The sequence below is a fragment of the Arthrobacter sp. SAFR-023 genome (assembly GCF_051965295.1).
GTDB lineage: Bacteria > Actinomycetota > Actinomycetes > Actinomycetales > Micrococcaceae > Arthrobacter.
Genome location: NZ_JBQCMF010000012.1, coordinates 42504 through 62292 on the forward strand (window position 1 = coordinate 42504; position 19789 = coordinate 62292).

At 68.1% G+C, this 19789-nt stretch carries 18 protein-coding genes; 2 read left to right on the forward strand and 16 right to left on the reverse strand.

Annotation, left to right across the window (positions count from 1 at the left end; translation table 11 throughout):
* The first annotated feature begins 4 nt into the window (after window positions 1-4).
* Entirely contained in the window at window positions 5-904 is a 900-nt protein-coding gene (purU, locus tag ACTHQX_RS13825) for a formyltetrahydrofolate deformylase (RefSeq protein WP_440157807.1), read from the forward strand.
* 211 nt (window positions 905-1115) lie between these two features.
* On the opposite strand, the gene bcp is transcribed toward purU, so the two are convergent.
* The 9 genes from bcp to ACTHQX_RS13870 form a co-directional block, all read right to left on the reverse strand.
* Window positions 1116-1595: a thioredoxin-dependent thiol peroxidase gene (bcp, locus tag ACTHQX_RS13830; protein ID WP_236805334.1), complete on the reverse strand. Its 480-nt coding sequence runs from the start codon at window positions 1593-1595 to the stop codon at window positions 1116-1118.
* An 85-nt stretch (window positions 1596-1680) separates the two neighbouring features.
* The gene (locus ACTHQX_RS13835) at window positions 1681-2343 is read right to left on the reverse strand and encodes a winged helix-turn-helix domain-containing protein (RefSeq protein ID WP_440157808.1); all 663 of its coding nucleotides are present in this window, start codon (window positions 2341-2343) and stop codon (window positions 1681-1683) included.
* 10 nt (window positions 2344-2353) lie between these two features.
* Complete coding sequence (allB, locus tag ACTHQX_RS13840; RefSeq protein WP_440157810.1) at window positions 2354-3697, reverse strand: allantoinase AllB; 1344 nt, start codon at window positions 3695-3697, stop codon at window positions 2354-2356.
* Window positions 3690-4895, reverse strand: coding sequence for a glycerate kinase (locus ACTHQX_RS13845; RefSeq protein WP_440157811.1), 1206 nt, complete (start codon window positions 4893-4895; stop codon window positions 3690-3692). Before ACTHQX_RS13845 ends, allB begins: the two co-directional genes overlap by 8 nt.
* A 44-nt stretch (window positions 4896-4939) precedes the next feature.
* The gene (gcl, locus tag ACTHQX_RS13850; protein WP_440157812.1) at window positions 4940-6718 is read right to left on the reverse strand and encodes a glyoxylate carboligase; all 1779 of its coding nucleotides are present in this window, start codon (window positions 6716-6718) and stop codon (window positions 4940-4942) included.
* A gap of 177 nt (window positions 6719-6895) precedes the next feature.
* On the reverse strand, window positions 6896-7774 hold the full coding sequence (locus ACTHQX_RS13855) for a 2-hydroxy-3-oxopropionate reductase (RefSeq protein ID WP_440157813.1): 879 nt from the start codon (window positions 7772-7774) through the stop codon (window positions 6896-6898).
* 40 nt (window positions 7775-7814) lie between these two features.
* Entirely contained in the window at window positions 7815-8615 is an 801-nt protein-coding gene (locus tag ACTHQX_RS13860) for a hydroxypyruvate isomerase family protein (protein ID WP_440157814.1), read from the reverse strand.
* Window positions 8616-8878: 263 nt separating this feature from the next.
* Window positions 8879-9292 (reverse strand): SRPBCC family protein, encoded by a 414-nt coding sequence (locus ACTHQX_RS13865; protein WP_440157815.1) that lies wholly within the window; start codon window positions 9290-9292, stop codon window positions 8879-8881.
* A complete protein-coding gene (locus tag ACTHQX_RS13870) occupies window positions 9289-9612 on the reverse strand; it encodes an ArsR/SmtB family transcription factor (protein ID WP_440157816.1) in 324 nt (107 codons plus the stop codon). The genes ACTHQX_RS13865 and ACTHQX_RS13870 overlap by 4 nt, the downstream gene beginning before the upstream one ends.
* 360 nt (window positions 9613-9972) lie before the next feature.
* On the opposite strand from ACTHQX_RS13870, the gene ACTHQX_RS13875 reads away from it, so the two are divergent.
* On the forward strand, window positions 9973-10179 hold the full coding sequence (locus ACTHQX_RS13875) for a hypothetical protein (protein ID WP_440157817.1): 207 nt from the start codon (window positions 9973-9975) through the stop codon (window positions 10177-10179).
* 52 nt (window positions 10180-10231) lie between these two features.
* Here ACTHQX_RS13875 and ACTHQX_RS13880 read toward each other — a convergent pair whose 3' ends face one another.
* Genes ACTHQX_RS13880 through ACTHQX_RS13910 form a run of 7 tightly spaced genes read right to left on the reverse strand, consistent with a single transcriptional unit; the run spans window position 10232 to window position 19574 of the window.
* Window positions 10232-11638: a UDP-glucose dehydrogenase family protein gene (locus tag ACTHQX_RS13880; RefSeq protein WP_236805324.1), complete on the reverse strand. Its 1407-nt coding sequence runs from the start codon at window positions 11636-11638 to the stop codon at window positions 10232-10234.
* Between the two features lies 1 nt (window position 11639).
* Entirely contained in the window at window positions 11640-12782 is a 1143-nt protein-coding gene (locus ACTHQX_RS13885; protein ID WP_440157818.1) for a phosphotransferase, read from the reverse strand.
* Complete coding sequence (locus ACTHQX_RS13890) at window positions 12746-14041, reverse strand: aminoglycoside phosphotransferase family protein (protein ID WP_440157819.1); 1296 nt, start codon at window positions 14039-14041, stop codon at window positions 12746-12748. Before ACTHQX_RS13890 ends, ACTHQX_RS13885 begins: the two co-directional genes overlap by 37 nt.
* Window positions 14038-15957 (reverse strand): ABC transporter ATP-binding protein, encoded by a 1920-nt coding sequence (locus tag ACTHQX_RS13895; protein WP_440157820.1) that lies wholly within the window; start codon window positions 15955-15957, stop codon window positions 14038-14040. Before ACTHQX_RS13895 ends, ACTHQX_RS13890 begins: the two co-directional genes overlap by 4 nt.
* Window positions 15957-17138, reverse strand: coding sequence for a glycosyltransferase family 4 protein (locus ACTHQX_RS13900; protein WP_440157821.1), 1182 nt, complete (start codon window positions 17136-17138; stop codon window positions 15957-15959). The genes ACTHQX_RS13895 and ACTHQX_RS13900 overlap by 1 nt, the downstream gene beginning before the upstream one ends.
* Window positions 17138-18358: a glycosyltransferase gene (locus ACTHQX_RS13905; RefSeq protein WP_440157822.1), complete on the reverse strand. Its 1221-nt coding sequence runs from the start codon at window positions 18356-18358 to the stop codon at window positions 17138-17140. Before ACTHQX_RS13905 ends, ACTHQX_RS13900 begins: the two co-directional genes overlap by 1 nt.
* On the reverse strand, window positions 18345-19574 hold the full coding sequence (locus tag ACTHQX_RS13910; protein ID WP_440157823.1) for a glycosyltransferase family protein: 1230 nt from the start codon (window positions 19572-19574) through the stop codon (window positions 18345-18347). The genes ACTHQX_RS13905 and ACTHQX_RS13910 overlap by 14 nt, the downstream gene beginning before the upstream one ends.
* Window positions 19575-19789 lie beyond the last annotated feature (215 nt).

Genomic DNA, 19789 nt, shown 5'->3' on the forward strand with positions numbered 1-19789 from the left:
AACCATGACTGCTATTCAGACTGAGAACCGCGCCTCCGAACAGGCGAACAGCGGCGTCGAGCACGTCCTGACCCTCGACTGCCCCGAAGGCCCGGGCATCGTGCACGCCGTCTCCGGCTTCCTGCTGGAGTACGGCTGCGACATCATCGACAACAAGCAGTTCGGCGACCGGTCCGAAGGCCACTTCTTCATGCGAGTCCACTTCGCGTCCGACGGCAACGAAGCCACGCTGGAGCAGCTGCGTGCCGCGTTCACCCCGGTGGCGGAGAAGTACGACATGAAGTGGCGGCTGGAGCGGAACGGGTCCCGCCGCAAGGTCCTGATCATGGTCTCGAAGTTTGGCCACTGCCTCAACGACCTGCTCTTCAGGGCCCGGGTGGGGGAGCTTCCCATCGAGGTTGTGGGCGTGGTGTCCAACCACACCGACCACCAGACCCTTGTGGAGTGGCACGACATCCCCTTCTTCCACGTCCCTGTCACGGCGGCCACCAAGCCGCAGGCGGAGGCGCGGCTGCTGGAAATCGTGGACGAGCTCGACGTCGAGCTGGTGGTGCTGGCCCGCTACATGCAGGTCCTCAGCGACGACCTCGCACGGAAGCTGGACGGCAAGGCAATCAACATCCACCATTCGTTCCTGCCGTCGTTCAAGGGCGCCAAGCCGTACCACCAGGCCTATGCCCGCGGCGTGAAGACCGTGGGCGCCACCGCGCACTACGTCAACGCGGAGCTCGATGAGGGCCCGATCATCGCGCAGCAGGTGGTGGAGGTGGACCACACCTTCGGTCCCGAGGACCTGGTCGCCGCCGGGCGCGACACCGAGTGCAAGGCGCTCAGCAACGCCGTCCGCTGGCACTGCGAAGGCCGAATCATCCTGAACGGCAACCGCACCGTGGTCCTGAAATGATCCTGGTCCTGAAGTAGGACCCTTCCTCACGTCTTGCCGCTTCAAACAGGCCCCTTCCTCAGGTCCTGCCGCTTAACCCGAAACGCTCCTGCAGTTGATGCAGGAGCGTTTCGTTTTAAGCGACCAAAGTTGAGGACGCGTCTGGGATTAGGCGACCAAAGGTGAGGACGCGTCTGGGACTTGGCGACGAAAGGTAACGAGAGCGTTGGGGCTAGACGCCGAGCTGTTCGCGGAGCGCCTGCACGTGGCCCTGCGCCTTGACCTGGTACTGGGCCAGCGTGACCTTGCCTTCGGGATCCAGGACCACAGTGGAGCGGACGATGCCCTCGTGGACTTCGCCGTCGATGAGTTTTTCGCCCCAGGCACCGTAGGCCAGGGCCACGGCATGGTCCTCGTCGGCCAGCAGCGGGAAGGTGAGATCGAAGTCGCCCGTGAAGTTGGCCAGCTTCTCCGGCGCGTCGGGGGAGATGCCCAGCACCGCGTAGCCGGAGCCCTGGAAGGAAGCCAGGTTGTCGCGGAAGTCGCAGGCCTCGGTGGTGCAGCCGGGGGTGGCCGCTTCCGGGTAGAAGTAAACGATGACGTTCTTGCCGCGGTAGTCGGCCAGCGCGGTCTGCTTGCCTTCCGCGTCCTGCAGGGTGAAGTCGGGCGCCTGGGTTCCGGGCTGGAGCTTGGTGGTCAGTTTGGGGCTCATGGCATTCCTTCTGATGGATCTGGGTCGAGCGAAAAATCTGGTCAAGCACAATGACTGATCGTCACTGATGTAGATAACAGCGGCCCTAGATACTGTATTCCGCCGGGCCGCGCACGGTTGCTGCGGGTCCGCAGATGAAGCGGTAGCCGCCGCCGCGGACCGTGGCGATCGCGTGCCGGCCGCCGCGCAGCTTCCGCCGCACCCGCCCCACGTAGACGTCGATGGAGCGGGTCGCGGCGCCGGGGCTGTCGAACGACTCCAGGAACAGCCGCAGCTCCTCCCGGTCGACGGTTTGCGAGCAGTGCTCCACGAGGTAGCGCAGCAGCTTGAACTCGACGCCGGTCAGCGGCACCCGCTCGCCGTCGAGCAGCACTTCGGACCGGGAAAGGTCCACGGCCACCCGGCTGACGTGCCCGGCCGACGGCGGGAGGTGCGGTGCGCCGTCGTCGTCCGTTTCCGGGGAGTCCTCCGGAACGGACGACGACGGCTCCTGGGTTCCGCTGCCAGCCGCACCCTCCCCTGGGGCGGCGGCAGCGGAGGTTGCAGCTCCGGCGGCGGGCCAGACATGGACTTCCGCCTCCGGAGCAAACTTCAGGGCGCGTGCCAGCAGCAGTTCCGCCGCACGCGCCAGGACCGTTTCATCGATGTCCTCGTCATCCGGGGTTACCCAGACGGCAAGCCCGTGGGCCTTGAGCGCGGGGCCCGTCTGCGCACCTGTGCCGCGCGGTGAATGGGCATGCACAGCCACCGCACGGTCCTCAGATGCCGCCGCGGCGGATCAGCTTGCCGCCGGGGGTCTGGCCGTCCACCACGTTGCCGCGCAGGTACGTGCGGCGGACCACGCCGGAGAGTGCCTTGCCGTCGTAGGGGGTGATGGGGTTCTTGTGCTTGAGCTTGGACACGTCCACCACGAAGGCCTCGTCCTGCGCGAAGACGGAGAAGTCGGCGTCGTACCCCAGGGCCAGCTGGCCCTTGTTGGAAAGGCGGGCCAGATTGGCAGGCTTCTCGGCCATCCACGACACCACCTGCTCCAGCGGGATGCCGCGGTGCCGGGCCTCGGTCCAGATCAGGGACAGGCCCAGCTGCAGCGAGGAGACGCCGCCCCAGGCCACGGCGAAGTCACCGTTTTCCAGGTCCTTCAGATCCAGTGTGGACGGCGAGTGGTCGGAGACGATGCAGTCGATGGTGCCGTCCTGCAGGCCCTGCCAGAGCAGCTCGCGGTTGGAGGCCTCGCGGATGGGCGGGCAGCACTTGTACGCGGTGGCGCCGTCGGGGATTTCCTCGGCCATCAGCGTGAGATAGTGCGGGCAGGTTTCCACGGTGAGGTGCACGCCGTCGCGCTTTGCCGACGCGATCATGGGCAGCGCGTCCGACGACGAGAGGTGCAGGATGTGCGCGCGGGCGCCGGTCCAGCGGGCGCGCTCGATCACCTCGGCGATGGCTTTGTTCTCGGCGCCGCGGGGGCGGGAGGCCAGGAAGGTGGAGTAGTGGGCGCCGCCGGGGTGGGGTGCGTGGTCGATCGCGTGCGAGTCCTCGGCGTGGACGATCATGAGGGAGTCGAAGGACTTCAGCTCGCGCATGTCCTCCTCCATCTCGTCCGCCTCCAGGTGCGGGAACTCGTCCACGCCGGAGTGCAGCAGGAAGCACTTGAAGCCGAAGACGCCCTCGTCGTGCAGCGGGCGCAGGTCGGCCTTGTTGCCGGGGATCGCGCCGCCCCAGAATCCGACGTCCACGAAGGCCTGGTCCTCGGCCACCTCGCGCTTGAGCTTGAGGCCGTCCACGTTGGTGGTGGGCGGGATGGAGTTCAGCGGCATGTCGATGATGGTGGTGACGCCGCCGGCCGCGGCGGCGCGGGTGGCGGAGGCGAAGCCCTCCCACTCGGTACGGCCGGGCTCGTTGACGTGGACGTGGGTGTCCACGAGGCCCGGGATCAGGGTTTCGTCGTCGGCGAGTTCGATGACCTCGGCGCCGGCGAGCCCGTTGCCGAGCGGTTCCAAGGCAACGATCTTGCCGCCGCGCACGCCCACTTCACGGGCTGCGATCCCGGCGGTGGTGAGGATGCGCCGGCCCCGGATGACCAGGTCAAAGCGTTCTTCAGACATTCAGGGGCTCCTTCGTGTAAGCACTGTGGGTCAGGTGCACGCCGATGTGCTGACCCAATTCTTCAAGCAGGCGTCCTGCTTCGGCTATACATATCTCTACATTGCTCTCCAGCGCCGTCAGGGGATAGACCTGCCGGAAGCCGGAAGTCTGCTGCTGTTCCTGCGAAAGGGTGGTCCGGCCGCAGACGGCGAGAACCGGCACGCCGGCTTCGGCGGCTGCCCGGGCCACGCCCATGGGCGTCTTGCCGAGCAGGCTCTGTTCGTCGAGGCTGCCTTCGCCGGTGATCACCAGGTCCGCTCCGGCCAGCCGCTCTGCCAGCCGGGTGAATTCAAGCACGACGTCGATGCCCGGGCGGCGTGATGCCGCCAGTGCCGCGATGGCGGCATAGCCGACGCCGCCGGCCGCTCCGGCACCCGGTGCGTTGGCGGCCTTGACCGCGCGCGGCCCGATCTCCGCGGCGAGGACCTGGACAAAGTTGGCCAGTGCGGCGTCCAGCTCGCCGACGTCGGCGGCGGTGGCGCCCTTCTGCGGCCCGAAGATGGCCGCCGCGCCTTCCGGCCCGAGCAGCGGGTTGTCCACGTCGCTCGCCAGGATGAAGCGGGACTCCTCCAGCCGGGTGTCGAAGCCGGAGAAGTCGATGGAGGCGAGGTGCGCCAGGGCGGCGCCGCCGACGGGCAGTTCGTTGCCGTCGGCGTCGAGCATCCGGGCGCCGAGTCCCTGCAGGACGCCCGCGCCGCCGTCGGTGTTGGCGCTGCCGCCAACGCCCAGGATGATCTGCCGGCAGCCGGCGTCGAGCGCCGCTCGGATCAGTTCACCGGTTCCCACGCTGCTGGCGGTGCGGGCGGTTGCGGAACCCGGCCGCCCGCCGTCGTAATTCGGCAAAACCGCGAGGCCGGACGCCGCGGCCATTTCGATCACGGCCTCCCGGCCGCGGACCGCGAACTCCGCCGTCAACGGCTGCCCGGTGGGGCCGCTGACCACGGCGCTGCGGCGGATGAAGCCGGAGCCGACGGCGGCGTCGAGGGTGCCCTCGCCGCCGTCGGCCACGGGAATCCGCAGGACCTCAAGGGTGCCCTCTTCTCCGAGGGTGCCGGGGCGGTCCGCTGTGGCGGAACGCAGCCCGGTTTCAAGGTGCCGGGCGACGTCCGGGGCGGAGAGTGAGCCCTTGAACTTGTCCGGCGCGATCACGATGCGCATTGCTTGCCTATCTTCGGTACGGTGCCTGCGAGTCCTGCAGGGTGTTAGTCCTGCAGGGCCAGGATGGCGGTGGGGGCGTCGGCGGCGGTGGCGGCCAGCTCCTCGAACTCGTTCACGGCGTTGATCTCGAGGCCCATGGAGATGTTGGTGACCTTTTCCAGGATCACTTCAACCACCACGGGAACCTGGAATTCGCCCATGAGGGCCTTGGCCTTGTCGAACGCGGCCGGCATGTCCTCCGGGCTGGTCACCCGGATGGCCTTGCAGCCCAGGCCTTCGGCCACCTTGATGTGGTCCACGCCGTAGCCCTCGGTCTCGGGGGAGTTGATGTTGTCGAAGCCCAGGGACACGTTCTGCTCCATGTTGAACCCGCGCTGCGACTGGCGGATCAGGCCCAGGTAGGAGTTGTTCACCACCACGTGGATGTACGGCAGGTTGAACTGCGCGCCCACGGCCAGTTCCTCGATCATGAACTGGAAGTCGTAGTCGCCGGACAGGGCCACCACGGTCTCGCCCGGCTTGCCGCGAACCACGCCGAGGGCGGCCGGGGCGGTCCAGCCCAGCGGGCCTGCCTGGCCGGCGTTGATCCACCTGCGGGCGCCGAACACGTGCAGCATCTGGGCGCCGGCGATCTGGGACAGACCGATGGTGGACACGTAGGTGGTGTCCTTGCCGAATGCCTTGTTCATCTCCTCGTACACGCGCTGCGGCTTGATCGGCACGTTGTCGAAGTGGGTCTTGCGGTGCAGGGTGGCCTTGCGCTCGGCGCACTCGGCAGCCCAGCCCTTGTAGTCCGGGAGGGGTCCGGCGGCTTGGCGTTCGCGGGCCAGTTCGAGCAAGCCGTCCAGGGCGGCGCCGGCGTCCGAGGCGATGCCGAAGTCCGGGGAGAACACGCGGCCGATCTGGGTGGGCTCGATGTCGATGTGCACGAACGTGCGGCCGGCGGTGTACGTGTCCAGCCCGCCGGTGTGGCGGTTGGCCCAGCGGTTGCCGATGCCGATCACGAAGTCGCTGCGCAGGAAGTTCTCGTTGCCATAGCGGTGGGAGGTCTGCAGGCCCACCATGCCGGCCATCAGCTCGTGGTCGTCCGGGATGGCGCCCCAGCCCATCAGTGTGGGGATGACGGGAACATTCAGCAGCTCGGCCAGTTCCACCAGCTGCGCGGAGGCGCCGGCGTTGATGATGCCGCCGCCGGCCACGATCAGCGGGCGCTCACCCGCGGTCAGCATGTCCAGTGCCTTTTCCAGCTGCTTGCGGGAGGCCTTGGGCTTTTCAACGGGCAGTGGCTCGTAGGTGTCGATGTCGAATTCGATCTCGGCCATCTGCACGTCGATAGGCAGGTCCAGCAGCACCGGGCCCGGGCGGCCGGAGCGCATCAGCTGGAAGGCCTTCTGGAACGCGCCGGGAACCTGGCCGGGCTCCAGGATGGTCATGGCCATCTTGGTGACGGGCTTGGCGATGGACTCGATGTCCACGGCCTGGAAGTCTTCCTTGTGCAGCTTGGCCACGGGGGCCTGGCCGGTGATGCAGAGCATGGGGATGGAGTCGGCCCACGCGGCGTACAGGCCGGTGATCATGTCGGTGCCGGCGGGGCCGGAGGTGCCGATGCAGATGCCGATGTTGCCGTCTGCTGCGCGGGAGTAGCCGTCCGCCATGTGGCTGGCGCCTTCGACGTGCCGGGCCAGCGTGTGGCGGATGCCGCCGTGGGCCCGCATGGCGGAGTAGAACGGGTTGATCGCCGCACCCGGCAGGCCGAACGCCTCGGTGGCGCCCTCCTTTTCCAGGATGGCGATGGCAGCGTCTACGGTGCGCATCTTGGTCATGGTGTGCTCCTAAAAAGTCTGTGTTTTGCCCGGTTCGGGGCGGATTTTGGGTGTGCTGGGGGAGCCGCCGTCGTTGACGTACGACGGCGGTTCTCGAGTCCTGCTGTTGGTGGGAGTTTTTGTCCAGATAATGGCCGCTAAAGGGCCTTAAGGGCCGATTATCTGGACAAAAACTCTTTACTCCCGGCCGGAGAGCTGCAGGACCTGCTTGAAAAGTCCCGAGTGGTCCAGGCCGCCGTCGCCCTGGTTGACGGTGGCGGCGACGAGCTGGGCGACGACGGCGCCGAGCGGGATGGAGACGTTGGCTTCGCGGGCGGCGGAGGTGACGATGCCGAGGTCCTTGTGGTGCAGGGCGAGGCGGAAGCCGGGGTCGAAGTTGCGGTCCAGCATCTTCTGGCCCTTCTGGTCCAGGACCTTGGAGCCGGCCAGGCCGCCGCCGAGGACCTTGAGGGCGGCGTCGGTGTCCACGCCATAGGCCTCAAGGAACGCGATGGCTTCGCCGAGGACCTCGATGTTGACCGCGACGATCAGCTGGTTGGCTGCCTTGACGGTCTGGCCGGAGCCGGAGGGGCCGACGTGGACGATGGTCTTGCCGACGGCGTTCAGGACGTCCTGCGCTGCCTCGAAGTCGGCCTTCTCGCCGCCGACCATGATGGAGAGGATGGCGTCGATGGCACCCTGTTCGCCGCCGGAAACCGGGGCATCGAGGGGACGGATGCCCGCTGCGGTTGCATCGTCTGACAGGCGCTTGGCGACGTCGGGGCGGATGCTGGACGCGTCAATCCAGAGGGTGCCCTGCTTGGCGTTGGCGAAGACACCGTCCGCGCCGCTGACGACGCCTTCGACGTCGGGGGAGTCCGGCACCATGGTGATGACGACGTCGGCGTCCTTGACGGCGTCGGCGATGCTGGAGGCGCCCTTGCCGCCTTCGGAGACGAGCTTGTCGATCTTGTCCTGGCTGCGGTTGAAGCCGGTGACGGTGTGGCCCGCCTTGACGAGGTTGATGGCCATGGGCAGGCCCATGATTCCGAGTCCGATGACTGCAACGTTGCTCATGATGGTTCTCTTTCTGAAGTCTTTGTTGTGCGGGTGGGGACTAGGATGCGGCGTGTTCGCGGATCGCCCAGCTGAAGGCGGATTCCTGCGGTTCCTTGTATTCGAGGCCGATGTAGCCGTCGTAGCCCAGTTCTCGGCTGCGGGCGATCCACTCGCCGAGGGGAAGCTCACCGGTTCCGGGAGCCCCGCGGCCGGGGTTGTCGGCAATCTGGATGTGGCCGAAGTCCTTGGCGTGGTTCTCGATGACCGCGGCGACGTCGTCCCCGTTGACGGCCAGGTGGTAGAAGTCCGCGAGTAGTTTGATGTTCTGGGCGCCGGATTCCGCCTTGACCCTGGCGATCACGTCGAGCGCATCCTGGGCCTTGAGGAGCGGGTACCGCGGGGCTCCGCTGACGGGTTCGAGGAGGACGGTGCCGCCGATGCGGGCCACGCCCTCGGCTGCCGCGGCCAGGTTCTTGGCTGCGAGTTCGTCCTGCTCCTCCGGGCTGAATTCCTCCTGGCGGTTGCCGTAGAGGGCATTAAAGGCGGTGCAGCCGAGGCGCTCGCCGATGCCGGCGACGACGTCGACGTTGTCCTTGAACTCGGAGCAGCGGCCCTTCCAGGAGACCAGGCCACGGTCGCCGCCGGGCATGTTGCCGGCGTTGAAGTTCAGGCCGGAGAGCTGGACGCCGGCGTCGGTGATGGCGCGCTCGAAGGCTGTGGTCTCGGCGTCGGAAGGGACGGAGCTCTCAAAAGGCCACCAGAACTCGACGGCGTCAAAACCGGCCGCCTTCGCGGCGGCGGGGCGCTCGAGCAGGGGCAGCTCCGTCAGGAGGATGGAGCAGTTCACTGTGTACGTCATCGTAGGTCCTTCCGGGGAGGGGCTTTGATCTATCTTCCCTGCTTCTCGGCTTCTTTACCGTTTCCGCTTTGTGGAATTTAGATTCTGCTTTATGAAAAGTGTAGGGAAGGAGTGGTGGGGTAGTCAAGGGGAGCGGCCAGCGTGGAAGGACAGCGCAGGCGATGGCGCAGTTCTGGAGCCAGCACAGAAGCGCAGAAAGGGCCGGCACTCGACGTGCCGGCCCTTTCTGATGTGTGTGGTCTGTATTTTTGCCGTGGGGGGTGTTACGCCCGCGCTGCCTCGACGAGGACGCCGTCGATCCGCGACAGTACGCCGGGCCAGCCGTTGCCCATGCCCTCGAAGGCCTGCTGGCCCATCGGGGTGTCGAGCTTGAAGCCGGCGTGCTCAAGATGCAGGACGGTTCCGTCTTTCACGGCCTTAAGAGTCCAGGTGACGGTGGTGTCCAGGCCACCTTCGGCGAAGAGAAAACTGATGGAGGTGCCGGGGTCGACGCTGAGGATTTCGCACTGCTGGGTGCCCCAGGCGCCCATGTCCAAGGTGAACCGGTGCCCGACGGCGGGGGCGATGTCGCCAGGCGCCCACCAGCGCGCGAGCAGTTCCGGCGTGGTGAGTGCCTTCCAGACTGCCTCCGGCGGGTGCGGGAAGTGGCGGGTGAGGCGGATCGTGTTGTCGGTCATGGGTTCTCTTCTTCCGATAGTTCGTCCAGTAGGTTGCCCAGCGCATCGAAGCGCTGGTTCCAGTAGTGCTCGTAATGCTTCAGCCAACCGCCCACCTCGGCCAGGCCGGCGGCCTGAAGGTGATACACCCGGTGCCGTCCTCGCCGCTCTTCCCGGACGAGTCCGGCCTCGCGGAGCACGGCGAGGTGCTCCGATGCTGCGGAGCGGCTCTGCTCGAGCAGCCCCGTGAGGTCGCCCGCCGTCCGCGGCCCGTTGCGGAGCTCGTCGAGAATGGTGCGCCGTGCCGGGTTGGCCAGGGCGCCGAAGATGTCGGGAGGCACGGTTGTAGAATATGTCGGAAATTTCCGAAATGAAAGTGCGGGCCGCGTCCTGATGCGCTTGGCCGGGGAGTCCCGGCGGATTTCCGGGGCGGCCCCTGTGGCTCGCGAGCAAAGCGGCCGGGTCCCCGGCCGCTTTCGGATGCTGGGTGGAAATATCGCTGCCGGGAAACCGAAAAAACCCCTGTTTCACGGAGCTCCGCGCTCGTAAAATAAAGGTGGGGCCGACGGCACGAGCCCCGGAGAGCGATCCTTACGAGCCCGGGGCGCCTTCCCAAAACGCCGCCGGCCCTTATGAACGCCGCCAGGTTTCGATCCGGTCACGGATCTTCCCGCCAGATCACGCCCATGTGACCATTGGGCATGAGCGAAGAACTTATGGCGGCGGCACCCTCCGGCGGTGGCGCTCCCCGCAATAGAACGGCCGGACTGATCCACTCCGAAGGCTCCGAGGCCACACGGCAGATGCGCGAGCGAGCCAAACGGCGCCGGGAAGCAGAAGCGAAACTGCAGCTGCGCCTGATGGACACCCGCACCAAGTCAGCAGGAACGCCGGACCCGGCACTCTAGAGCATCACCCAAGAAGGCATCACCCAAGAGCGGGGGACGTACCGGACGCCCGCTACGCCTCTTGCGCCACCTGCCCAACCAGTACCTGCCCCTGCGAACCACGCACCGGCAGCCGGCTGGGGGCGCCGAGTGCGCGGTAGTCCCAGCCGGCGGCGCGGTACGCTTCGGCGTCCAGCGCGTGCCGGCCGTCCACGATGTTCCGCAGCTGCACCAGAGCGCCGAGCGCGGCCGGATCGGCGCGGCGGAACAGGTCCCATTCGGTCAGGAGCGCCACGATCTCCGCCCCGGTCACGGCGGCCTCGAGGGTCTCGGCATAGGCCAGGTCCGGGTAGCTGCGCCGCGCGTTGTCCATGGCCTTGGGGTCAAACACGGTGACCTTCGCCCCGGCTTGGTGCAGCATGCGGGCAACGTCCAGCGCCGGGGCATCCCGTACGTCGTCCGAATCCGGTTTGAACGCGGCGCCCAGGACGGTGACGCGGACCCCGGACAGGTCCCCGCACGCCATTTCGGTGATGAGATCCACGGTGCGCTGGCGGCGCCGTTGGTTAATGGCGTCCACTTCCTGGAGGAACCCCACAGCCTGCCCGACGCCGAGTTCCCTGGCCCGGTGCGTGAACGCCCGGATGTCTTTGGGCAGGCAGCCCCCGCCAAAGCCGAGGCCGGGTTTGAGGAACCGGCCGCCAATGCGGCTGTCATAGGAGAGGGCTGTAGCGAGCTGGCTGACGTCGGCACCGGTGGCTTCGCAGATCTCGGCCATCGCGTTGATGTAGGAGATCTTGGTGGCCAGGAAGGAATTCGCCGCGGCCTTCACCAGTTCGGCGGTGGCTAGATCCGTCACCACCACCGGAGTGCCGCCCCGGATGACCGGCGCGTAGCAGGCGGCGAGGAGCGCGCGGGCCTGCTCGGAGGCCACGCCGAAAACCAGCCGGTCCGGATGCAGCGTGTCCTCTACCGCGTGCCCCTCCCGCAGGAACTCCGGGTTCCAGGCGAGTTCAACACCCGCGCCGGCCGGAGCGTTTTGCTGCAGGAACGAGGTGAGGCGTTCCGCAGTGCCGATCGGGACCGTGGACTTGCCGGCGACGAGGCACTCCCGGTCGAGGTACGGTGCGAGCCCGGCAACGGCGGCATATACAAAATGGAGATCAGCGGCCGGCGAATCGGGCTCCTGCGGCGTGCCGACGCAGAGGAAATGGATATCAGCGCCCCTCGCTGCCGCGAAGTCCGTGGTGAAGCTCAGCCTGCCGGTCTCCAGCATCCGGCGCAGCAGTTTTTTCAGTCCCGGCTCGTAGAACGGCAGCTCTCCGGCCGACAGTAGACGGATCTTGTCGCTGTCGACGTCGATCCCTACCACCCGGCGCCCCAGCAAGGCCATGCAGACGGCATGCGTTGCGCCAAGATAGCCCGTCCCCAGGACGGAAAGGGAAAGTCCGCCCGGGCCCCGTGTTGGGAAATTGATCATGTCAGGTTCCAAACCGTGTCTGTTCCGGATGAGCCGCAACCAGGGACGTCGGATACGAAGCTGGCCGCGGTCCCCATATCGGGCGGAACGAGTACAGGCAGGCCAGCCGTAGGCGTGCTGACGCGCAATAGGCGGCAAGCCTGCCGGGGCTGACATCTAGGCGTTCGGCCGCGGACATGATGCTGGCGTGGGCGATGATGTACCGGCCGGTGGTGAGCAGGTGTTGCCGCCACCTGAGTTCCACGTGCACGTCCAAGTTGGCCAGGTCCAGGGCAGCCTCGGCCCGGCAGGACTCGTCGAAATCCAGCAGGCCGGGGGCGCCGGGGTGGTCTGTGCCGAGCATTTGCTTCTCGTGCAGGTCTCCGTGAGCCCAACCCAGGGGGTCCCGGGGTTGGGCGAGGAGGCCGGCTGTGACTGCATCCGCCTGCACCATCAGGGCAGCGCGTGCCTTGGCGGCTTGGGCAATGCCCTCGCTGTGGTGCAGCCAGTGGTCGATCCAACGCCGCATGCTGACGGCTTCTTCCTCCGCATCGTGCAGCGGAAGCCGCTCCAAGTCCGTCCGGAATGCCGGACTGCTCGCGCTGGCCACGGTCTCAGTCCACGCCCGCTGCCACTGCGCCCACTTGGCGGCATAGAACGCGTCCGTGATTCCGGTCCTGTCTTGGCCGAGCTCGTAGAAGGAGCGGCCGGGGACGGCACTGAAGACCAGGACGTCCCGCCCTGCGGTAATGAGTCGGGGCGTGTTAAACCCGGCCGCGGCCAAGGGAGCGGCGGCAATAGTGTGACTGGCAGCCGCAGTTGGCGCCCACCCCGGCGGAAGCACCTTGACGTAGCCGGCTGGGGTGCGCAGCACGGCGCGCCTGTGGGCACGGTGAACCACGACTTCGCCTTTGGCTGACTCTGCGGCGAGGGCGGGCAGGCGGCGGTCAGTCACCGTGACCGGGTCGAACCGGCCCTCGGCGAAGCGTCCCGCCAGGACACCCGGCCAGCCCGGTTTGCGGACCTCAAGGACATACCGGCCTGCCGCCATTTCGGGCCATGCACGCTGGACGGACCAGATGCCGCCTGCGGCGTCGGTCACGCGGCGGGGGACCGGAGGATGCCAGTTCATGGGATCAGCGCCCTTGCCCTGCTGAGATGCCATGACATGTCTGCTGCCCATTCCGGGGACCGGTCGCGGAAGGGGTCAACGCTGCTGTTGAAGAGCCGGAAGGCCGCCCAGGCATCCACCCCGGATTGAGTGAAGCGCCCGCCCGCCTGGAGGTAGCCGTCCACAAGACCGGCGGTTTTGGGGCCGCCGGCAGATGCACTGCGGGCAGGTCTATTTCCACCAGGAGCGCCGCCGGCCGCAGGCAGAACCGTCTCTTCCGCCGCGGCGAACGATCCCAGGTCGGCCTCGGCCGTCCCGGCGTGCGCCCGGTCGAAGTCAATAAGGCGCACCTCCGAACCCCCCACCAGCACCTGATCGGGCGAGAAGTCGCCGTGCACCAGCACGTGGCCGGGCTGGCCGTTAAGCAGCAATGCACTAAGTTCGGCTTCGATGCGCCTTGCCGGTTCCTCCAGTGCAGGCAGGAGGGAGGAAACCATGTTGCGGGTGGCCTGCAGCTGCGTGCTGATCCCCGCCGGCCAACTCCCCGCACCGTCCTGGAGGCGCGCATCAGCAACGCCGTGCAGCGTGGCCAGGGCTTCCCCGGCAGCGAAGGCGCTGGCGTCGTCGTCGAGCCCCGCGAGGTCACCGCCGCCCCAGGCGACGCACGCGCTGATTCCGTGGTCCAGGCACTCCGCGTCGCCCAGCTGGGGGAGGAGCGGGACCCCGTGCAGACGGAGGCGATCCAGGAAGTGGGTCTGCTGTCCGGCGGTGGCAGGTTTCGCCGCGGCCTTAATTACGACGGCGGTGCTCCCCTGGTGCGCGGACAGCACCAGCCGCCGTTCCGGCTTGTACCGCAGCACGCTGCTGCCCGTGAGCAGAGTCCCGCCCGGTCTGTTGGAGATGCCCAGCCGTTCGGCGCCGTGCTCGCGCAGCCACAGGAGGTTCTTGTACAGGGCCCAGTCGTCCTCCACTCCACCTACCGCCACCAGCGTGTCCTGTTGCCCGGGGGCCGGCCGGAGGACGCGCATGTTCCCGCCGCGGGACCGTGACGTGCTTTCGCGCCGGAGCAGCTTGGCGGTGGGCGCGGCCAGCGTATACGCCCAGCCGTAGTCGAAGCTGCCGTTGCGGATCCTGCGGAAAGCCACCAGCAGGGAAGTGCCGGGCTTGTAGCGGACGCGGGTGACACGCACGGTCTCGCCGAGCAGTTCGGACAAGCGGCTGTTGTCCAGCAGCCAGGAAAGGGCAGGCAGCGCCGCGTCGCGGCTGGCCAGGGAACGGTCCGGGCCGCTGAAACCGGATGATGAGGCGGTCACGGCACCTCCTGCCTGAGTTCGCCGGGGTTAGGGCCGGCCGCCATGCCGGCTTCGCGAGGCGGGTGGTGCACGCCGGGGTCCTGGTCCGCCATCCAGCGGGCGAACCGGGTGCCGGAATCCCGAAGCAGGTCTTCGGGCCGCCCGGCTTCGACGATGCGGCCGTGTTCTAGCCAGACGACGCGGTCGCAGGACCGCGCGGAGTGCGCATCGTGGGTGATGGTGATGGAGGTGCGCCCCCGGGTAAGGGCGGCGAGGGCCTGCAGGACGGAGTTCCGCGACACGGGATCGAGGCCTGCCGTGGCCTCGTCCAGAATGACGATGGGCGCTTCGCGGAGGATGGCGCGGGCGATGGCAATCCGTTGCCGCTGGCCGCCGGAGAGGTCCTTTGCCGCCTCGCCCAGGACGGTGTCGTAGCCGTTGGGCAGGGCGCGCACGAATCCGTCTGCCTGGGCCAGGGCAGCGGCCTTCTCGATGTCCTGGTCTGTGGCGTCGAGCCGGCCGAAGCGGATGTTGTCCCGCACGGAGGTACCGAAGAGCACCGAGTCCTGCAGCAGGATGGACACGTGCGAACGGACGGAGGCGATCCTGAGATCGCGCAGGTCTTCGCCGCCGATCCGGACGCATCCGGTGCTGGGGTCGATCATGCGCAGGATCAGGCTGGCCAGCGTGGACTTGCCGGCGCCGGAGGGGCCCAGGATGGCGAGGTGTTCGCCGGCCGGGATGGTCAGGGTGATGCCGTGCAGCACCGTCCCGTCGCCGTGCCCGGCGAAGACGTTGTCCAGGACGATGTCCGGGGCGGCGCTGCGCAGGGGGCGGGCGTGGGGGGGCTCAGGCAGGTCCGTCTGGGCCTCGAGGAGGTCCGCGACGCGCTCGCCGGAGGCGGTGGCGCGCGCGATCCGGCCGGTCTGTTTGGCCAGGTCCTTCAGCGGCTTCATTCCGGTTTTGAGGTACATCAGGAACACCACGAGGTCGCCGGGGGTGATCGCATGCTCCAGGACGCGCCAGCCGCCACCGGCCAGGACCACCGCCGTCGCAATCCCGATCAGCACGTCGGTGCGCCGCTCCAAACCGGCCGCCAGCCGCAGCGCGGCGACGCCGGTTCCGAGGGTGGCCTGGTTGCTCTTGCGGAAGCCGGAGCTGATGGTGTCCTCCAGCCCATAGGCCTGGACTTCACGGATCGCGCCGAGAGTTTGCGCCGCCGTGGTGGCGAGGTGTCCTTCGCCTTTGCGGGAGCTGCCGGCGGCCGCGGTGATGGGGCCCGAGCTGGCGCGGGAAAGCAGCGCGAACACCCCGCCGGCCAGGAACACCACCAGGGAGAGCAGCGGGTCGAGCCACAGCAGGACGCCGGTCATCAGAACCAGGGTGATGGTGTTGCCCAGCAGAGGCAGGCCGGCGGTGACCGCGACCTCCTGCAGCCGGGACACGTCCCCGACGAGCCGCTGGACCGTGTCGCCGGTGGAGGCGCGCGTGTGGTGGCGCATGGAGAGGCTTTGCACATGGCGGAAGGCCCTCGCCCGCAGATCGGATGCCACCCTGGACCCGACCAGTGCGAAGCAGATGGCCGACCAGTAGTTGGCAATGGCGCGTCCAATGCTGATGGCCACCACCGCCGCCCCACACAGGATGAGTGTCTGCACGTTGGCGTCCATGGAAGGCCCGGGCTTGTGCAGGGTGGCGCCCAGGGCGCGGGAGACGGCGTCCACCACCATCTTCACCGGCCATGGCTCCACTAAGCGGAAGATGACGTCGAACGCCAGGGCGGAGAAGCCGCCCGCCATCAGCCACCGGTGGCCCTGCAAGTGCGGGGGCACACAGCGCAGCGTGCGGCGGAGCCCGGATTCCGGCCTGGCGGGGCGAGCACGCCTGGCCCGGCGCGAGGAGCGGGCGGGGCTTGCCCGGGAGGGGGTCGCGCTCATCATGCCACCTCTTGGGTGATGGGCAGCGCAGCGGTAATCCGGGACAGCACGCCGTCCCAGCTGTAGAGCCCGACGGCGGCGGCCCTCGCCTGGGTGCCCAGGCGCTCGCGGAGCGCGGCGTCCGCAGCCAGGCGCCGCAGCGCCGCGGCGAAAGCCGACGCGTCACCGGGCGGGACGAGCAGTCCGGTGCGTCCGTCCTCCACAATGGACGGTATCTGGCCCACTGCCGTGGCCACGACCGGCATGCCGGCGGCGAGGTACTCGTAGACCTTCAGCGGCGAAAAGTAGTCGTCCCGGCCGGGGACGGGCCGCGGGTACGGTGCGGCCGCGGCATCACACTGGTGCAGCAGCCCGGGCACGTCATCCGGGGGCACCGCTCCCGTGAACTCGGCCTCCACGCCCAGTCCAGCTGCCGCCCGTTGCAGGTCCTGCCTGCCGGGTCCGTCGCCAATGATTTTTACAGTCCATCTGCAGCCGGCGCCCGCCAGGGCTCCGTTGGCGGAATCCTCGTTTGCCATCGCCACCGCTGTGAGCAAGCCCGGGACTCCGTGCCACGGCTTCAGCGTTCCCACAAATCCCACGGTGAGGTGGCCGGGATGCCGGCGGCCGCGCGGCCGGGCCCGTACCCGTTCGGTGTTCACGCCGTTGGGTGCCAGCAGCGTCCTGGCGCTGGGAACCCTGCGCTCCACCCACTGCGCCACGGGCTCTGAGACGCAGGCCACCACGTCAGCGGCCAGCGCGTTGCGGCGCAGCGCGGCATCAGCGAGGCGGACGTCGAAGAGTTGCCGGTACCGCTGCTGCTCCTCGATCAGCGGCGCGTTGGCTTCGAGGACCGCGGGGGCACTAAGCGCGTCCGCCACCGAGGCCAGGGCTACGCTGAACAGCGAGTAGCGCTCATAGACCACGTCGCAGCCGTCGCGGATCACGGCATCGGCCAGACCCGCCGCGGCCTCATCGATGGCACGCTCGCGCTCTTCCCCGTCGGCAGGGCGGGGAGGAAGTTCAACGACGGCGAGATCGGCCAGATCGGGAGGCCGGCCGGCTCCAGCGCGGGTGCAGTAGACCGTGACCTCGGCTCCGGCCCGGCGCCAGGCCCGCGCGATCTCCTGCAGATGGACGGAGGATCCCTTGGTGCCGAAAACGGGAACTCCGGGGTCGGCGCAGACGTAGGCGACGCGCATCAGGCCACCTTCCTTGCGTCCAGCGACAGGGCCCGGAGCGCAACCGCCTGCCGCCGCACGTCGTAGTCCTTTTCGATCAGCGCCCGGGCGTTGCGGGCCATCGCAACCCGGTCGGTGGCAGGCGAGCTGATGCGGCGGATCGCCTGGGCCAGCAGATGGGGCTGTCCGGGCCGGGTCAGTATCCCGGTGCGCCCGTTGCGTACCGCCTCGGGGATGCCGGTGACGGCCGTGGAGATGCACGGAACACCGGCGGCCATGGCCTCGAGCAGGACTGTGGGCATGCCGTCGGCGTTACCGTCGGACGCCACCACGCAGGGTGCGATGAAGGCATCGGCCGAATCCAGCAATTCGTGGACCTGGTCCTGCGTCTGCGGGCCCAGCAACCGCACACTCCGCACCAGCCCGAGCTGTTCCACCGTGGACTGCAGCTGTTCGGCCAGCACCCCCGTGCCGGCGATCCGCAGGTCCAACGGAAATCCCTGGGCCACCAGCTCCGCTGCGGCTGGCAGCAAGTACTGGAACCCTTTCTTTTCCACCAGCCGGCCGACGGCGGCCACCCGGACAGTCGCCCCTGGCGGGCGAGGATCCCGGTAGGGGAACCGGTCCAGCTCCAGGCCGTTCCGCACCAGGTGGAGGCGGGAGGTGGCGTCCGGGAAGAGGCGGCGCAGAAAGCGCAGGTTGTACTCGCTGATCGTCACGGAATGGTGGGCCTGGGCGAACTTGATCCGCAGATCGTCCTGGCTGACGGAGTCCAGGAAGATGTCCACAGCATGCGCCGTGAAGGAATAGGGGATGCCGGTGATGGCCGAGGCCAGCCTGGTCACGCTGGTGGGGGTGGACGCAAAGTGGACGTGCAGGTGCCGGACGTTGCGGTCCTTCAGGGCGACGGCGAGGCTGATGGCCTGGATGGCATCATTCGATTCGGTGGTGGCCAGTTCCGAGAAAAGCCGGGCGACGGCGGGGGCCAGACCGGCGGCCTCGGCCGCGCGGAATACATTCCACACGCCGATGGCACTTTTCGGCCGGCCGATATATGTCACGGGAGCTTTGACGCGGGCGAGTTCGGGATGGAACCGCGGATCGTCGGGCGGGCGCAGGGAGAAGATCTCGATCCTGTCCCCGGCTGCCTCGCGTGCCAGAATCTCCGAGACGATGAACGTCTCGGAGAACCGCGGGTACATCTTGAGGATGTAGGCAGTGGCCGGTTCAGACTGCAGCATGTGCTGCACCTTCCCTGACGCTGCTGACGCTGCTGGCACTGTTGACGCTGCCGACGGCGGGGACCAGCGCGGGCTGCAGGAGTTCGGCCGCCAGATGCGGCACGCGGACCAGCCCGTTGAGCAGCGCCCGTCCGCGGTCCACCTTCGTGCCCAGCCGGCGAGCCAGCCAGCGGGAGAGGGCGCCCGGCGTGAGCGTGCCGATCTCGCGATATTCCATGTAGCCCGCGGAAGCCAGGGAAGCGGCCCTGATCCGCTGCTCGGACCGCGAGTGGATGCGCGGCACAATCAGGGCGGGAACGTCGGTGCTCATGATTTCGCAGACGGTGTTGTAACCGCCCATGGACACAATGGCCTGGGCACCGCGCAGGTGGGGCACCATGCCATCAAGCCTCTCGATGATCCTGACGCCTGCTCCGGCCCGCCGGCGCAGGTCTGCGAGCTGCTCTGCCGGCATCTGGGGTCCCGCGACGATCAGGTGCCCGACGCCCTCCGGCAGTTCCGCCTCCGCCGCCAAGGCGGCCAGCGCGTGTCCGTCGGAACCGCCGCCCACCGTCGTCATGAAGTAGGGACCCGGCATTGTTAGGTTTCCCGGAGCCGCCGGTCTGCCGGCCGCGAGGTAGCCCGTGAAGTGGATCAGTTGTTGCACGGACGGCGGGATCTCGCCCGTGGCAACGGGGTTATGCACGGCGGGATCGCCGTAGACCCAGATGGCGTCAAACAGGTCGTTGACCACGGGCGCGCCGCCCACCCTCTCCCACTCGGCGATGGCCGCTTCAGGGGCATCCAGGATCTCCCGCAGCCCCAGCACCGTGCGGACGGACCCGGCTGCGCGCGCGCGGCGCAGGGCTGATTCCAGTTCACGGTGGATGCCCGTCGCGTGGCGGTCAACCACCACGAGGTCGGGGAGGAACCCGCCCAGCACGGAGTCGAGCAGGCCCGCCCGAAGCGAGACCAGGTCCTGCATGGGGACGCTAAGGTTGCGGGGCTGGTAGCCGGCCGGCCCCTTTTCCACCGCAGGCAGGATGATCCAGTCCCAGCCTGCAGGAACGTCGAACCCGGGAGCCAGCGCCGTGCCGGAAACGAGGATGCCCGTCACATCGCGGCCGGTCAGGACGGGAAGCTGGTTACTCAGGGCATGGGCCAGCGCGAGGTTGCGCCGCACGTGGCCGAGGCCCACCGAGTCGTGTGAATAAAGAACAATCCTTAAGCGGTCCATGTGGTCCCCCACTGCCTGCCGAATCGAATGACAACTTTTGTTTCGGCAGGCCTCAATGAGACGACTTGCTCGGATACGGGAGAACGGCTGAAGAACTCCCATAGTGTCCGGGCGCTGCGGCATCTATGCCGCGACTATTGAAATATCGAGTGGTGCTTGCCGGGCGCAAGCGGGGCAAGCAATGGCCTGTGCGGAGCCCCCGCCATGGGGCATGA

Coding starts and splice junctions, on each gene's coding strand:
- ACTHQX_RS13845 (WP_440157811.1), bottom strand. CDS start 4,895: ATGCGCATCGTGATCGCGCCGGACAAGTTCAAGGGCTCACTCTCCGCC.
- ACTHQX_RS13910 (WP_440157823.1), bottom strand. CDS start 19,574: ATGGACCGCTTAAGGATTGTTCTTTATTCACACGACTCGGTGGGCCTC.
- ACTHQX_RS13905 (WP_440157822.1), bottom strand. CDS start 18,358: ATGCTGCAGTCTGAACCGGCCACTGCCTACATCCTCAAGATGTACCCG.
- ACTHQX_RS13880 (WP_236805324.1), bottom strand. CDS start 11,638: ATGATCAATTTCCCAACACGGGGCCCGGGCGGACTTTCCCTTTCCGTC.
- ACTHQX_RS13860 (WP_440157814.1), bottom strand. CDS start 8,615: ATGACGTACACAGTGAACTGCTCCATCCTCCTGACGGAGCTGCCCCTG.
- ACTHQX_RS13895 (WP_440157820.1), bottom strand. CDS start 15,957: ATGAGCGCGACCCCCTCCCGGGCAAGCCCCGCCCGCTCCTCGCGCCGG.
- ACTHQX_RS13855 (WP_440157813.1), bottom strand. CDS start 7,774: ATGAGCAACGTTGCAGTCATCGGACTCGGAATCATGGGCCTGCCCATG.
- ACTHQX_RS13900 (WP_440157821.1), bottom strand. CDS start 17,138: ATGCGCGTCGCCTACGTCTGCGCCGACCCCGGAGTTCCCGTTTTCGGC.
- gcl (WP_440157812.1), bottom strand. CDS start 6,718: ATGACCAAGATGCGCACCGTAGACGCTGCCATCGCCATCCTGGAAAAG.
- ACTHQX_RS13875 (WP_440157817.1), top strand. CDS start 9,973: ATGAGCGAAGAACTTATGGCGGCGGCACCCTCCGGCGGTGGCGCTCCC.
- allB (WP_440157810.1), bottom strand. CDS start 3,697: ATGTCTGAAGAACGCTTTGACCTGGTCATCCGGGGCCGGCGCATCCTC.
- ACTHQX_RS13865 (WP_440157815.1), bottom strand. CDS start 9,292: ATGACCGACAACACGATCCGCCTCACCCGCCACTTCCCGCACCCGCCG.
- bcp (WP_236805334.1), bottom strand. CDS start 1,595: ATGAGCCCCAAACTGACCACCAAGCTCCAGCCCGGAACCCAGGCGCCC.
- purU (WP_440157807.1), top strand. CDS start 5: ATGACTGCTATTCAGACTGAGAACCGCGCCTCCGAACAGGCGAACAGC.
- ACTHQX_RS13885 (WP_440157818.1), bottom strand. CDS start 12,782: ATGGCATCTCAGCAGGGCAAGGGCGCTGATCCCATGAACTGGCATCCT.